10 protein-coding genes and 1 pseudogene are annotated in these 15974 nt (G+C 38.2%); 6 read left to right on the top strand and 5 right to left on the bottom strand.

The annotated features are described in order from the left end of the window. Positions 1–21 precede the first annotated feature (21 nt). Positions 22–1269, bottom strand: a complete 1248-nt coding sequence (arsJ, locus tag DSM106972_RS23140) for an organoarsenical effux MFS transporter ArsJ (RefSeq protein ID WP_127082924.1) — start codon at positions 1267–1269, stop codon at positions 22–24. Positions 1270–1316: 47 nt separating this feature from the next. Beyond that, positions 1317–2324 carry an ArsJ-associated glyceraldehyde-3-phosphate dehydrogenase gene (locus DSM106972_RS23145; RefSeq protein WP_127082925.1) on the bottom strand — a complete coding sequence of 336 codons (1008 nt, stop codon included), beginning with the start codon at positions 2322–2324 and terminating at the stop codon, positions 1317–1319. 346 nt (positions 2325–2670) lie between these two features. Between DSM106972_RS23145 and DSM106972_RS23150 the strand changes: the two genes are divergently transcribed. Both DSM106972_RS23150 and arsH read left to right on the top strand, forming a co-directional pair. Beyond that, positions 2671–3726 (top strand): PstS family phosphate ABC transporter substrate-binding protein, encoded by a 1056-nt coding sequence (locus DSM106972_RS23150; protein WP_127082926.1) that lies wholly within the window; start codon positions 2671–2673, stop codon positions 3724–3726. 111 nt (positions 3727–3837) lie between these two features. Then, positions 3838–4455: an arsenical resistance protein ArsH gene (arsH, locus tag DSM106972_RS23155; protein ID WP_127083054.1), complete on the top strand. Its 618-nt coding sequence runs from the start codon at positions 3838–3840 to the stop codon at positions 4453–4455. Between the two features lie 26 nt (positions 4456–4481). Here the strand turns inward: arsH and DSM106972_RS23160 are convergent, their stop codons facing one another. Both DSM106972_RS23160 and DSM106972_RS23165 read right to left on the bottom strand, forming a co-directional pair. After that, on the bottom strand, positions 4482–5120 hold the full coding sequence (locus DSM106972_RS23160; protein ID WP_127082927.1) for a Uma2 family endonuclease: 639 nt from the start codon (positions 5118–5120) through the stop codon (positions 4482–4484). An 87-nt stretch (positions 5121–5207) separates the two neighbouring features. Continuing rightward, positions 5208–5807 (bottom strand): annotated as a pseudogene (locus DSM106972_RS23165) (Uma2 family endonuclease). Between the two features lie 148 nt (positions 5808–5955). Here DSM106972_RS23165 and DSM106972_RS23170 point away from each other — a divergent pair. Beyond that, the gene (locus tag DSM106972_RS23170) at positions 5956–6327 is read left to right on the top strand and encodes a CHAD domain-containing protein (protein ID WP_233787908.1); all 372 of its coding nucleotides are present in this window, start codon (positions 5956–5958) and stop codon (positions 6325–6327) included. 107 nt (positions 6328–6434) lie between these two features. Here the strand turns inward: DSM106972_RS23170 and DSM106972_RS23175 are convergent, their stop codons facing one another. Next, the gene (locus DSM106972_RS23175; RefSeq protein WP_127082929.1) at positions 6435–8969 is read right to left on the bottom strand and encodes a WD40/YVTN/BNR-like repeat-containing protein; all 2535 of its coding nucleotides are present in this window, start codon (positions 8967–8969) and stop codon (positions 6435–6437) included. A gap of 371 nt (positions 8970–9340) precedes the next feature. On the opposite strand from DSM106972_RS23175, the gene DSM106972_RS23180 reads away from it, so the two are divergent. The 3 genes from DSM106972_RS23180 to DSM106972_RS23190 are packed head-to-tail and all read left to right on the top strand — an operon-like array spanning position 9341 to position 15912. Next, positions 9341–11737 (top strand): response regulator, encoded by a 2397-nt coding sequence (locus DSM106972_RS23180; protein WP_127082930.1) that lies wholly within the window; start codon positions 9341–9343, stop codon positions 11735–11737. A 31-nt stretch (positions 11738–11768) separates the two neighbouring features. Beyond that, positions 11769–15569 (top strand): PAS domain S-box protein, encoded by a 3801-nt coding sequence (locus DSM106972_RS23185; protein ID WP_127082931.1) that lies wholly within the window; start codon positions 11769–11771, stop codon positions 15567–15569. Continuing rightward, complete coding sequence (locus DSM106972_RS23190; RefSeq protein WP_127082932.1) at positions 15547–15912, top strand: response regulator; 366 nt, start codon at positions 15547–15549, stop codon at positions 15910–15912. The genes DSM106972_RS23185 and DSM106972_RS23190 overlap by 23 nt, the downstream gene beginning before the upstream one ends. Positions 15913–15974: the final 62 nt, after the last annotated feature.

Genomic DNA, 15974 nt, shown 5'->3' on the forward strand with positions numbered 1-15974 from the left:
AAAATGGGTAAAACCCTTTAATTAATCACCTTCACCTGCCTTCCATGCAATATTCTTACTTGGTTGAGGATTAGGTAATTTCAACGATACTAATCCGGCTGCTAAAATAAACGCCATTGATGTCCACAAACACCCCACTAATCCAAAAGCTTGATAAATTGCTCCTGATAATACTGTACCAGCTAACCTTCCGGCTGAGTTCGCCATGTAATAAAAGCCTACATTCAACGCGACTTTATCATCATCGGTAAATGCTAATACCAAGTAAGAATGGACTGCGGAGTTGAAGGCAAATACTAAACCAAATAAAAGTAGTCCAGCAATAATTACGGTGTTAGGCTCAATACCTGCTTGTAAACCAATGGCAATAAGCGCTGGTACTGCGGTTAAGGTAAAGGTCCAAAATTGAATAGTTGATGCAGTAGGAGGACGACCGGAACCAAAACGTTTTAGCAAGGTTGGGGCAGATGATTGCACAATACCATAAGCAATTACCCAAATAGCCAAGAAACCTCCGACTTGGTAAAATGTCCAACCCAATACAGTGCGTAAAAATACTGGCAGACCTACTACAAACCAAACATCCCTGGAACCAAACAGAAAGAATCTCGCAGCTGAAAGAATATTGATTTCCTGGCTTTTAGAAAAGAGTTGGGAAAATTTGACTTTTTTCTTGATTTTTCCCATTCCTTTCGGAAGCATTAAACCTGTAAAAATTATTATAAATAGCCCTGCTGCCATTATCCATAGAGCATTCACGAAGCCAAATACAGACAGCAGTACACTACCAACAAAGAAACCAATACCTTTAAGAGCGTTTTTAGAACCAGTAAGTATTGCTACCCATTTAAACAGTGCAGATTGAGCATCTTGGGGTACAACTAAGCGTATGGCACTTTTTGTACTCATTTTAGTCAGGTCTTTGGCTATTCCAGAAAATGCCTGTGCAACCATCACAAATAGTACTGCTACCCATTCAGGCCAACCACGATTTAACCCAGACAACATTACTAAAGAAAATATTTGTAGCCCTATTCCAGAGTAAAGCGTTAATTTTAGTCCGAATTGTGAACCAATCCACCCACCTAAAAAGTTGGTGACAATACCAAAAATTTCGTAAAACAGAAACAGCGAGGCAATTTGAATTGGGCTGTAACCTATCTGGTTAAAATAAAGTAACACCAACATTCGCAAGGCGCCATCAGTTATTGTGAAGCCCCAATATGTAAGCGTTACTAAGATATAGTTTCTTAAATTAGTGTTTGTCATGAGTGATGAGTGCTGAGTGCTGAGTGCTGAGTGCTGAGTGCTGAGTGTTAAAGAGTAAGAGCTACTTTGCGTGCGAGTTCAACCATGCGATTTGCATAGCCCCATTCGTTGTCATACCAAGCTAAAATTTTGACTTGAGTTTGGTCTACTACCATCGTGGAAAGCGCATCAATTATCGATGAGCGAGGGTCATCTTTATAATCGATTGAGACTAGTGGTAATTCTTCATATCCGAGAATACCCTTAAGTTCACCATTCGCGGCGCCTTTAAGTAAACTGTTAACTTCTTCTTTCGTAGTGGGTCTTGCCACTTCAAATACACAATCTGTTAATGATGCATTAAGTAAAGGTACACGCACAGCAAGTCCGTTGAGCTTACCGTTAAGTTCGGGATATATCAAACCAATTGCTGTTGCTGAACCCGTTGTAGTTGGAATCAACGACATATTTGTAGCTCTAGCTCGTCGCAAATCTTTATGAGGTGCATCTACTATAGTTTGGGTGTTGGTATGGTCATGCACTGTAGTAATTAACCCGTGCTTAATGCCTATACCTTCATGAATTACCTTAACTACAGGCGCCAAACAATTTGTAGTACAAGATGCCGCCGTCAATAAATGATGTTTCTCAGGTTCGTAAAGATAGTCATTTACCCCCATGACTATATTTAAAGCTTCCTCCTTCACTGGCGCCGCAACAATCACTTTCTTAGCTCCTCTCTCAAAATAAGGCGCCAAAGTATCAGGTGTTCGGAACTTGCCAGAAGACTCTAAAACAATATCTACTCCCAAACTTGCCCAGTCTACATCACCAGGCTTACTAAACTCACTAAAAGTCAATGCCTTACCATCTATAAGAATTTTATCTTCTTTGGCTACCACTTCTTGTCCCCAGCGTCCATGAACTGAGTCAAATTTCAACAAGTGAGCGGCTGTCTCAGCTCCACCTTTAATTTCATTAATATGCACAAACTCAATATCCGACCAACCCCAAGCTGCTCGCAACGAAAGGCGCCCAATTCTACCAAATCCATTAATTCCAACTCTTACCGCCATGAATTCTCCCAAATAATTAACTATTGGTTAACAAACAGTTAATGAATAATTAAATCGCTGCAACTTTATTTTTTAACGTGAAAATAAAGCAAGAACAATTACCTAGTATACATACTAATCAACTTTTTTTGATGCATTATTGTCCATTATTTCAAAAAAAATTGATAAGTTTTGTATCCACTTATATATTTAAGTAGCAAAATACACATTCATTAGTCGCTATCGACTAAACATCAATTTTTTTTGATAAGTTTTATGTTTTTTTGCTATTATCCATAATTATGCATCAAGTTTATTTGAAATAATATGTGTATACTTTTGGTACTACTCTCTAGGAGTGAAGTAAATGAACGTCGTCGTGAAGAATTTGACTTTGATTGCGGGAATGTTGGCGTTGGCGAGTTGTACCTCTACGTCTGACCAGTCTGCTCAGACAGGAACGGCGCCGAATTTAACTCAAGTAAGTAATTCTGATACTCTTACCACAATTAAAATAGATGGCTCAAGTACGGTATATCCGATAACAGCAGCGATTGGTAAAGAATATGCTGCGAATCAAAAAAATAAAGTGCAAGTTCAGGTTAACTTTTCTGGTACGAGTGGTGGGTTTAAGAAATTTTGTGCAGGAGAAATAGATATCAGCAATGCTTCTCGACCGATAACTACCGAAGAGATGGAAGCTTGTAGAAAAAATAATGTTGCTTATATTGAGATTCCTGTTGCTTTTGATGCTCTTTCGGTAGTTGTTCATCCTCAGAATACCTGGGCAAAAGATATTACTGTAGATGAATTGAAGAAGTTATGGGAACCTGGCGCCCAAGGTAAAATTACTAAGTGGTCACAAATCCGTGCGTCTTGGCCCGACCGACCCATCAAATTATTCGGTGCTGGTAAAGACTCTGGTACCTTTGACTACTTTACTGAAGCAACAGTTGGAAAAGCTAAAGCTAGTCGTACTGATTATACAGCTAGCGAAGATGACGATGTGATTGCAAACGGTGTCAGTAAAGACCCGGATGCTTTAGGATATTTTGGATATGCGTATTATCAAGAACATAAAGATAAGTTAAGACTTGTAGCTGTAAATAACGGTAAAGGTGCTGTATTACCTGAAACGAAAACAGTAGAGAACAATACATATCAGCCTTTATCTAGACCGTTATTTATTTACATTAATCCTGAGTACACTAAAAATAAAGGGCAAGCGTACCAATTTGTTAACTATTACTTACAAAAGGCGCCTTCGGTTGTAAGTTCTTTAGGTTATGTGCCATTACCAGATGAAGCATATCGTATCGGTTATGTTCAGCTAAATACTGGCAAAATAGGAACAGTATATGCGGGTAAACCTCAATTAGATTTGACTATTGCAGAAGTATTGCGTAAGCAGAAACAATTTTGAGTCATAATTGGTACTTCGGCGCGTGATGCCATAAGTATTATTGATACGTTACAATTTTTACGTGGCATCACACACCGTACAAGTATTTTATTATTTTTAAGTATTTTAATGATGACAACGTTTAACCACAAACCAAGAATTTTATTTTTGTATGGCTCATTACGCGAACGTTCCTATAGTCGTCTTTTAGCAGAAGAAGCAGCACGAATTATTGAAGGATACGGCGCCGAAGTTCGATTTTTCGACCCAAGAGAATTACCAATTCATAGAAGTGTCCCCGATACGCATCCCAAAGTCCAAGAATTGCTCGAACTAAGTATGTGGTCAGAAGGGCAAGTGTGGTCATCACCAGAATTGCACGGTAATGTTTCGGGAATTCTGAAAAATCAAATTGATTGGATTCCCCTTAACATCGGTTCAATTCGTCCAACTCAAGGTAAAACGTTAGCAGTAATGCAAGTCAGTGGTGGTTCTCAGTCATTCAACGCAGTAAACACATTGCGGATTCTAGGACGCTGGATGCGAATGTTTACAATTCCTAACCAGTCTTCGGTACCTAAAGCATACGAACAATTTAACGAAGACGGCACAATGAAAGACTCACCATTACGCGACCGAGTTATTGATGTTATGGAAGAACTATATAAGTTTACCGTACTCTTACGCGATAAAGTCGATCATCTTACCGACCGCCACAGCGAACGCAAAGAAAAAGCAGCTAAACAATAATATTTTAAATATTTTAATTATCTTTCTTAAATTTTTGTCTTTACCCAAGTACGAAAAGCTCTCATTGTTTTATTTCTCCCCTCGATTTTACTGCGCTCTAGATATTGTGGAATTAATTCACTTAAGGGAAAATTAGGAAAATTAGGGCTTTCATTCACCTGGACATATTCACCAGATTGCAGTACATTAATTTCTAATTGCGTTCCGTTAAATCGCCATAATTCTTTTACACCTAACACTTTATAGTTATCAAACCGAGTTCGGGAAGTAATATCAATTTCAAGTGCTAAATCTGGTGGAGGGTCTACACTTAAATCTATGCGCTTCTTTCCCCTAACTGCTATTTCATTTTCGATATAGAAACAGTCATCAGCTTCTATACCTTGCTTCATAGCTTGACTTTTAAAGGTTGTTGACCCTAAGTTTCTAAATTCAATTTCAAGTTCTTCAAGAAGTACCTTTACCAAGTCGGCAATTATGACTTTATCATCTTCATGTTCGGGTAAAGGCACCATAATTTCTAAGACTCCACCACTGTAATTAATGCGTGAACCCCGTTTTTCACCTAACTCTTCTAGCAATTGTTCATACATTTGCCAATTGACATCAGTCATTATAAGTTGCTGACCGACAGGAACAACAATTTGTTTTAGTTGAACTTGCATAGTTTTCTCAATGCGAGACTTATTGAACTAAAATTTGGGTGTTACGCTTTTCCAGATAATCAATTTTAACATATTCATTACCCGTTATCATTCTGCTGCCCATTTTTCTGATTCAAACTCAACGTTATCGTAAATATCCGCGACAGTAATTTCAAATTTGACAGAAGTTAACGAAATCGTTGCATTCTCATCGTCGTATTCGGAAAATATCCATTTATTATTATCAGTTTTATAATATTGCTCAACATGTATTGTATACTGGTCAATTAAAAGATACTCTTCAAAACTTTCGATTGTCCGATAAGCAGTAAATTTCTCATCTTTATCGTTACTTTTTGTAGATTTTGATAATACTTCAGCAATGATTAGTGGATTAATAACCGTATCTCTACGCCCTTCTTGAAGCTCTAAAGGCTTTCTAACTACCATTACCATTACGTCAGGATAAGTATGAATTTCCTTTTTAGGTATCCATAATCTTTAGTCTGTCATAAAGACACGGTGATGACGCTTCAAAAGCGAGTTCATAGCACCGCTTAGGTTAAGAGCAATCTGGTTATGATTTGGTGTTCCGCCTGTCATCGTAATTATTGTACCATTAATATATTCATGGCGCTCTTGAGAATTAACTTCGAGTTCTAAGTATTCTTCAGGTGAAAAGTATCTTTGTTCTTGTACGACCGTCATAAAATTTATAGTCCTTACGTTTACAAATTATTTTATATTACTCCATGTATTATGATATTATACAAACATATAAGTAAATTTGTATTTACTAATACCTAATAATAGAGTTATGACTTCGACTACTTTATTAAGAAGTTATCTGAGAGGAATGACTAAATTACAGATTGAGCAAAGTTTAGATTCTAACTATGAAGTTCTCCACAGTTTACGCAAACAAGCTAAACGTCTACGCTCTCAAATGGAATTATTTACCGAATTTTACGGATCAAATTACGCAGAGCATCTTACCGAAGTTAAGAATGTCCAAAATATATTAGGAGAAATTTACAACAGCGATGTTTTGGAAGACTGGTTAATAGATGTGTTTGGTAAAGACTTTACAGAGAATTTGCCAACTCTGACAAATTTGCTGGTCGATAAACGTCATCAATTATGGCAACAGTGGGTACTGACACGAAAACACCATACACAGTCAGACAAAAGAAATCAAATGTATCTAGCAATATTACACCAGTTGTGATAATGGGCGGGCAAGGATGCCCGCTCCACAAGACAAGAATGACAATTTATACTTTCTCTTACTTGTAAAACATCCTCTTGTATATAATCAACTATCCGTTACATCCGTTACATCCGTTGCCAACTTTCACCCACCATAATCCCCCGTCCTGTCAAAGCTACATATACCAAGTTTGGTGTACGCATATCACCCTCTATATAAGTAATTCCAGGAAACTGTAAAACATCAGGGTCACTAATACGACTCCAAGACTTGCCCATATCTTCAGATTTGTATATCGCGTCTAAGGAAGCATTACCAACACGACCGAATATGTAAATATACGGAACTTTATTAGATTTACCTTTACCGAAAGTCACAAATTCACAGGTTTTGACTGACGTAACTTTACTAAAAGACTTTCCACCATCAGTAGAACGATACAACGAATTACCATTTACATCTTCAGGGTTACGCGCGAAACTCATCCACACATCACCCTGTTTTGTCGGGTTACTTATAATAGCAGGACGAATCAACCAACCAGGTAAATTATTTGCTTTGCTCTTACTCCAACTGGCGCCACCATCATTACTATAATAAAACCCACTAACATCATAATAATAGAAAGTTTTACCTTGAGGGTCTTTTCTATCTGCTGCCAAAATATATGAACTCAACCACGGACTAATACTATTCGACCAAGACTTTGGTAAAGCTTGATAATGTAAATGGTCGTTATTCTTCTCATCAAACGGTTGAGGTGGGGGATTATAATCTAGATTACGTGCAAGGCGCCAAGTTTTTCCACCATCGTTAGTATAGTGCGTCCAAGTTCCCCAAGCTGGCGCCCATACCATATTTTTTGGGTTCGTTGGGGACATAGCTATTTGTCCACCTATTGCATAAACTTTCTCTTTTCCTGACTTATCACTTTTCCAAAGTTCTTCTGTAGGGATAGACTCAAATGCTCTCCAAGTTCTACCGTTATCACTAGTTACACCATGTATTCCCCAAAACCCTTGCCATTGATGAAAACCTACAAATGCTGCATGGTCAGGATTATTATACGAAAAATCCATTCCTGTGGCGCCTGCTACGTGAGGAAAAGGAACGGGATATACTTTCCAGTCAGGGTTTGCCCATTTATAACTAGGATTAATAGCTATATTTTGGGGACTGATAGCTTTTGTTGGTACTTCATAGCGACTTACATGCCGAAACCCTATTTTATCTTGTGTAGCGCTTAATAAATCTGCACCACCTTGTGCTTTCGGTTTGGGTGGTACTCGCACCATATTTAAGTCTAATTCTTCCAAATTATTCATCAACCATTGATAAACAGGAGTTTTTACTGTCACATCATCACTGCTTGCAACTCCCCAACCGTTTGTCCACCACACTTTTTTTGCATTACTGGGGTCAAATGTAATTGATGCGGCGCCTGTTGAAGCATAAAATTGATAGTACCCTGGTGCAGTAGGATTAATTTTATATGAAGGATTGTTTGCATCATAGGCACCCATATACATAGTTTGCTTATCCCAAGTTTGTCCACCATTGGTGGACATATAAACAAACTTGTCGGCAACAGCCATTATTGTGTTGGGTTGATTTGGGTGTACGGTAATAGCTGAATATACTCTTCCTTCCCCATCAGGTGTGATAGATGTCCAATTACCGTTACTATACTTACGGATACTTCCCGATGTATTCTGACCGTTACCACCCCAAGTCCCAAACGCTACATATAATGTTCCATCATTACCAACTACTGCACGTACCGGATTTTTGGCGCCTTCATTACTAATATTTTGCCATGAATTACCACCATCACTACTGCGCCAAACTCCACTACCATGAACACCTACATATATATTTTTGGCTTTATCGAATACAACAAATGTAAAACCAGGTATATCTTTATTATCTTTACCATCTTTTTGATATTCTGGTAAACTACTAGCTTCTGGCAACCCTGTAACCTTCTTCCATTCTGCATTCCCGTCTTTTCTCCACAAACCATTGCGTCGTGAAGCAAAGTAAATCAATTCTGGTTTATTTGGGTCAACTGCTATTCTCTCACCTGTATCTGAACGGTATGCATTATTTGGCCCGACGAAAACATCATGTTTTCCTAAACCTGTTGGTTGCCATGTATTACCTCTATTGTTAGATACTAATATTTCACCTGAATATTTATATTTGAGTTTATCTTTTTCTGTAAAAGTTGAATTATTCCCATTTACAGCAGCATAAACACGATTTGTCAATCCATCAACAGTAATACTTTCTACTCCAATTCCACCACCAGCGAAATTAGTGTCAAACATGTCCATTAAAGGAAACCATGTTTTATTCTTACGGTCGAAACGATAGGCGCCACCTACATCTGTACGAACATATACATCATAAGGCGAACTTGGGCTAATTACTAAACCTGTAACATAACCCATTCCTTGAATATTAACATTACGCCATGTAAATAGATTATTTGCTTGGCGTATTGCTGGAGGCGCCTTTGCACGTACTAAAACTGGTGCTTGTACTGTTGCATTTTGTACATTCTCTACAATAGGTGCTTGTGTACAGGCATGTAAATTTAATAGTACCAGCACGCTTGCTGTTAATCGTAATAAGAATGATGTTAGGCGCCGTTTCATGCACTTCCCTAATGTAAATAAATGTTAATGTATTTACGTGATTCAATACCTACAATAATAAATGTATACATCAAAAATTTACTATGACGATTTTAACTTCAATAACTACTCTGGAAGAATTTCTCAAACTTCCTGATGCCAAAGAACCGATAATTATGCAGTATTTTAGTACTAGATAATTTACCAAGCATGTTAAGCGAGACGGATATTTTGTCAGTATTACCAGGTATAAATCTTGCACTGTGTGTTGAAGATGTATTTACTTGGCTAAAATTAAAAAGGGTTTGATTATCGCTAATTAGACCAGAATTAAATAACAAATTTAATAGTCGTGATTATTAAATAATATGTAATTCATATAACAATTGACTATGAGAATTATCGTAGTTGAAGATGATGATTTAATTGTGGGAAGGTTGGTCAAAATTTTGAATGACCAGCATTATACTGTTGATTTCGCAACAGATGGTGAAGCTGCTTGGGAACTGATGGACTGCTTTAGCTATGATTTGATATTGCTCGATGTCATGTTACCCAAGCTTGATGGAATTAGTCTCTGTCGAAGATTACGCTCTATTGGTAACAAAACCCCAATTCTTTTATTAACTGCCCAAGACAATAGTACTACTAAAGTTATGGGTTTGGATGCAGGCGCCGATGATTATTTAGCTAAACCTTTTGATTTTCAAGAATTATTAGCTCGGATACGTGCTTTACTGCGTCGAGGTGGTTCTACCTTGCCACCAATGCTTGTATGGCAGAACTTACAACTTGACCCCAGCACTTGCCAAGTAATGAGCGATGGTCAACTTTTACATTTAACACCCAAGGAATATAGTTTACTTGAGCTTTTTCTTCGCAATACACAGCGAGTATTTAGCTGTGGAATGTTGATTCAGCATTTATGGTCATTTGAAGAACCTCCTTCTGATGATACCGTGCGCTCACATATTAAGGGATTACGTCAAAAACTTAAAGCTGCGGGAGTCAAGAGTGATGTAATAGAGACAGTATACGGTATTGGCTATCGTCTTAAAACTGTTGAGAAGGAAGAACTCACGAAAGCAGGAACACGGAAACACAAAGAAGTCGAAAAGCAAAAAAACCCAAAATTAGCAACTCAAACCCCTTCATATGCAGAACAAAGTCAAATTAGGACTGGTGTCTCCCAAGTATGGGAGCAGGTAGCAGAAACTCTTAGTCAGCGTATTACTGTAATTGAAGAAGCATTGACTACTTTATTACAGAATAAATTGCTGGGTGACGAAGTGCTATTAAATGTAAAGCAAGAAGCTCACAAACTGGTTGGTTCCCTAGGAATGTTTGGTTCCGATAAAGGTTCTTATGTCGCTAGTAAAATAGAATCTTTATTTGCCGATGGCAAAACACTGGATGCTCCCCAAATAATTCACTTTTCCGAATTAGTTGGTACCTTGCGTGACTGTCTGCAAAGCATGAATGGTGAACAAATTCCTGAAATGTTTTCAAACGAAACTTTAAATAAAAGTCCTTTACTACTGATTGTCGATGAAGACGCGGAATTTACAAGTAGTTTAATTGCTATAGCTTCTAGCTGGGGTATCAATGTACAAGTTACTCCCGATGTTATTACAGCTAAAAAGCTGATTGTAGATATGTGTCCTGATATTGTATTGCTTGACCTTTCTTGTGGTGATACCGCAGAAAAAGCTCTTGGGTTACTGGTGGAATTAACTAGTCGCACTCCTCCATTATCAGTTATTGTAACTACCGCACAAGATAGTTTGATTGACCGTGTTAAAATTGCGCGTCTCGGTGGACGTGGAGTTTTGCAAAAACCTATGTCAGTAACCCAAGTACTAGAAGCTGTTACTCAAGTATTAAAGAATACTCCTTCCCCAGAAGCAAAGGTAATGGTTGTTGATGATGACCCACAAATATTAACTGCTCTGCAAACTTTGCTTACACCTTGGGGTTTAAAAGTTTATACCCTCGATAATCCTTCTCATTTTTGGGAGGTAATGACGGTCGTAAATCCCGATTTATTAATTTTAGATGTGGAAATGCCTGAAATTAATGGTATCGAATTATGCCAAGTTGTACGTAGTGACACTCGTTATAGTGCAGTCCCAATTCTGTTTTTAACGGCACATAATGATACCAAAACAAGGCAAGATGTATTTGCAGCAGGCGCCGACGATTATATAATAAAGCCAATTGTGAAAGTAGAATTAGTAACACGTATTCTCAATCGTTTAGAGAGAACTCGCTTACTAAAGAGTTTAGCAGAAACCGATGTTTTAACTGGTATTGCTAATCGCCCCAAGTCTATTCAGGAATTAAATCGCTGTATAGAGTGGAGTACTAATTATAATCAACAGTTTTGTTTTGCGATTGTAGAGGTAGATAAATTTAAGCAAATTAATCAGCAGTATGGTTATGCTGTGGGAGATGCTGTTTTATCTCGCTTAGGTCGAATTTTAAGGTTAAATTTTCATTACGAGGATGTAGTCGGTCGTTGGGGTGGTACCGAATTTATTATTGGAATGTGTGGTATGACTAAAGTTGAGGGTACTAGGCGCCTGTCTGAAGTCATTAAAAATCTTGCCACATCATGTAGAGACGTTACATGTAACGTCTCCTGTAACAAACAATTTTGTGTTAATTTTAACGTTGGCATTGTCCAGTATCCTGAAGATGGCGCCGATATTGATACTTTATACCGAGTCGCTAATGAAGCTCTCGAACAGTCGAAAGCAGTAGCACAAAATCGATTGTTAAATAATTAGAAACCCGGTTTCTACTATCTGGGGAGGTCATATGTCAGAATTTTTACATAACTTTTTTACTACAAGCTACTTTATTCCCCACGGACATTGTTATTTATGGAAACCTGGATTGGTATCACTACATGTCATTTCTGATGCACTGATTGGTTTAGCATATTATTCCATACCTATAACGTTGTTTTATTTTGTTAAAAAGCGTGACGATTTACCTTTTAACTGGGTTTTTCTACTATTTGCAGCTTTTATCGTTGCTTGTGGAACTACCCATTTCATGGAAATTTGGACGCTTTGGTATCCAATTTACTGGTTATCAGGGACAATCAAAGCAATTACAGCATTGATTTCAGCGTATACAGCAATAATTATGGTATGTTTAATACCTCAAGCTTTAGTGTTGCCGAGTCCTGCACAATTAAAAGCAGCAAATCAAGAGTTGCAACAGCAAATTATTGAACGTCAAAAAGTAGAGGAAGCTTTACGTCGAACGCACGACGAATTAGAAATTCGAGTTAGAGAACGAACTTTAGATTTAGCGACGGCAAATCAAGCATTACAAGCACAAATTGACGAACGTCAACGAACAGAGTTAGCACTACAAGAAATTACAACACTACAGAAGGCAATTTTAGATAGTGCAAACTATACAATTATTTCCACAACTGTAGACGGTACGATTCGGACTTTTAATGCAGCAGCAGAAAATTGCTTGGGATATACTGCTGCTGACGTAATTGGCAAAACTACTCCTGCAATTATTCACAACTCTTCGGAAATTTTACAGCGCTCGCAAGAATTATCGCAGGAATTATCTACTACAATTGAACCAGGTTTTGAGGTTTTTGTTGCTAAGGCACGTCGTGGAGATATAGACGAGCGTGAATGGTCTTACATTCGCAAAGACGGTTCTCACTTTCCTGTGTTGTTGTCAGTAACTGCTTTACGTGATAGTGAAAATAATATTACAGGCTTTTTAGGTATTGGTAGTGATATTAGCGAGCGTAAACAGGCAGAATCAGCGCTTTTGGAAAATGAGCAATTGCTACGGACTGTGTTAGAAATATTACCTGTAGGTGTTTGGATTGTTGATAAAAACGGTCAAATCTTGCGAGTGAACCCCGCAGGAGAGCAAATTTGGGCAGGCGCCAAGTATATTGGTATAGAGCAATATTGTGAGTATAAAGGCTGGTGGGAATCAACAGGTAAAGAGATAGAACCAGAAGAATGGGCACTTTATAGGGCAGTTATACATGGGGAAACTTCAATTAATGAAGTTATTAAAATTCAATGTTTCGATGGTAGCTATAAAACCGTACTCAATTCAGCCTTGCCAATTTTGGATGCTGAAAACAATATACATGGCGCCATTGCCGTTAATCAAGATATTACTAATATTAAACAGACAGAAGAGGAATTACGGCGCCAAAATTTGCGGTCGCGACTATTTGCAGAAGTAACGCTGAAAATTCGCACTTCTTTACAAATTGAAGAAATTCTTCAAACTACCGTTACTGAGGTGCAAAGAATTCTTCAAGCAGACCGGGTATTAATCTTTAAGCTGAATTCAGATGGTTCGGGGAGAGTTGTTCAAGAGTCGGTAGTTTCAGGTTGGCCAGTCACCCTTGGTCAGGATATTTTTGACCCTTGTTTTGAACGGATATATCTAGAGAAATATCGCAAAGGAGAAATTACCGCCGTCACCGATGTTGATAATGGTAGTATTTTACCTTGTTACGTCGAATTTCTCAAGCAATTTAGTGTTAAAGCAAACTTAGTAGTACCCATTTTTGTTAGGGAAAAGCTTTGGGGCTTATTAATTGCTCACCAATGCTCGGCGCCACGTCAGTGGACTGAGTTTGAGCTAACATTATTAAAGCATTTGGCAGACCAAATAGGCATTGCTTTGTCTCAAGCTCAACTATTAGAACAAGAAATTATACAGCGTCAAGAATTAATTCGTTCTCAAGAAGAACTACGGACGATGAGTGCTGCTCTCGAAAGTGCAGTAGAAGGTATTTCTCAGTTAGACACTTCTGCTCGATATATAAAAGTTAATCCAGCCTATGCCAGTATGCTTGGTTATCAACCAGAGGAATTAATCGGTATGGAATGGCAGCATACCATCCATCCTGATGACCAAGAAAGAATGATTGCTGCTTACCAGTATATGTTAACTAACGGGAAAGTCGAAATTGAGGTCAAGGGTGTGCGGAAAGATAACTCGGTTTTTGACAAGCAGGTAATGATGCTCACAGCTTACAACCCGCAACAACAATTTATTGGGCACTACTGTTTTATGAAGGATATTAGTGACCGTCGAGAAGTCGAACGTCTTAAAGATGAATTTGTCTCGGTCGTTAGTCACGAGTTACGAACTCCATTAACTTCAATATCAGGCGCCTTAGATTTACTCGCAAGTGGTATTCTACAAACTCAACCCGAAGAGCAAAAGCGGATGTTAAATATTGCCGCTAATAATACAGATAGACTAGTGCGTTTAATCAACGACATCCTTGATATTGAACGGATTGAGTCTGGTAAAATTCAAATGACCAAACAAATCTGTAATACTGCCGATTTAATGACGCAATCAGCAGAAGTTGTAGAAGAAATGGCTCTTCAAGAGTCGGTAGTTTTATCTGTTTCTCCCCTCAAAGCGAATATTTGGGCAGATAGTGACCGTATTATTCAAGTTTTTACAAATTTACTTAGCAACGCTATTAAATTTTCTCCCAAAGGCGCCACAGTTTGTTTAAGTGCAGAAATTAAAGATTCGCAACTAAATACTTTATCTCCCCACATTCTTTTCAAGGTGCAAGACCAAGGAAGAGGTATACCTGCTGATAAACTCGAATCGATATTTGAACGCTTTCAGCAAGTCGATGCTTCTGACTCGCGTCAAAAAGGAGGAACTGGATTAGGTTTAGCTATTTGTCGCAGTATTTTACAACATCACGGTGGGCAAATTTGGGCATCTAGTACATTAGGTGTTGGTAGTACTTTCTTTTTTACCCTACCACTGCTGCCAGAAGCTCATTGTGATGTAAATATAGAAGAAGCAGGCGCCCCATTAATATTACAGTGTGACGATGACAGCGATATTCGAGCAGTCGTTCAAACCATGCTACAACGGCAAGGTTATCGCGTGTTAACAGCCGCATCAGGATTAGAAGCTGTAGAAATGGCAATTCAACAACATCCTGCCGTAATACTTCTTAACCTAATGATGCCCGGTATGGATGGATGGGAAACTTTAGCACTACTCAAACAGCGGACAGATACGCAAAATATCCCAATTATAATTCTTAGTGGTTTACTTCCCAACCAAAGTTTACCCCCTGGTGTCAGCGACTGGATTGTAAAGCCACCAAATTTAAGATTATTGTGCCAAGCATTAGAAAAAGCGTTAGCTAAAAATAATCAAAGTATCAAAGTTTTGATTATAGAAGACGACCAAGATTTAGCGCAGGTACTAATTGCCATGTTCAACCGTCACGGAATCGAAACCTATCATGCACCCACAGGAAGAGAAGCACTTCAAGTCAGTCAGCACATAATTCCTGATTTACTAGTGCTTGACCTAGGATTACCAGAATATGATGGTTTTGCTGTAGTCGATTGGTTACGGCAACATAATAGTTTATGCCGTGTGCCTTTAGTTGTATATACAGCCCAAGACTTAAACGAAAGCGAGCGGCAACGATTAAAATTAGGACAAACCATATACCTTACCAAAGGACGCATTTCTCCACAGGAATTCGAGCAGCGAGTAATTATTTTGCTCAACCGTATGATTCGAGGTAATGAAAATAATGAAACGCATTTTAATCATTGATGACGAATTTGATATTCGAGCAGTTGCTGAACTTGCTCTCAAAGCAGTAGGTGGTTGGGAAGTTTCGACAGCTGCTTCTGGAAGTGAAGGATTAGAAAAGGCTAGCGCAGAACAGCCCGATGTTATTTTACTAGATGTAATGATGCCCGATATGGATGGCATTGCTACCTTTAATGCATTGCAAGCGAATCCTGCAACGCAGTCTATACCAGTAATTTTATTAACAGCTAAGGTACAGCCCGCAGACCAACGACGATTTGCTGAACTTGGAGTGCGAGCAGTTATTACCAAACCGTTTAAGGCTATGAAGCTAGCTACCCAAATTTCATCTGTCCTAGGATAGATGAAATGTTAAGTTATGTAAATTTATTTGTATCTCCACAACTTCTGCATATTTGAGTTATA

The organism is Dulcicalothrix desertica PCC 7102 (assembly GCF_003991905.1).
GTDB classification, from domain to species: Bacteria; Cyanobacteriota; Cyanobacteriia; order Cyanobacteriales; family Nostocaceae; genus Dulcicalothrix; species Dulcicalothrix desertica.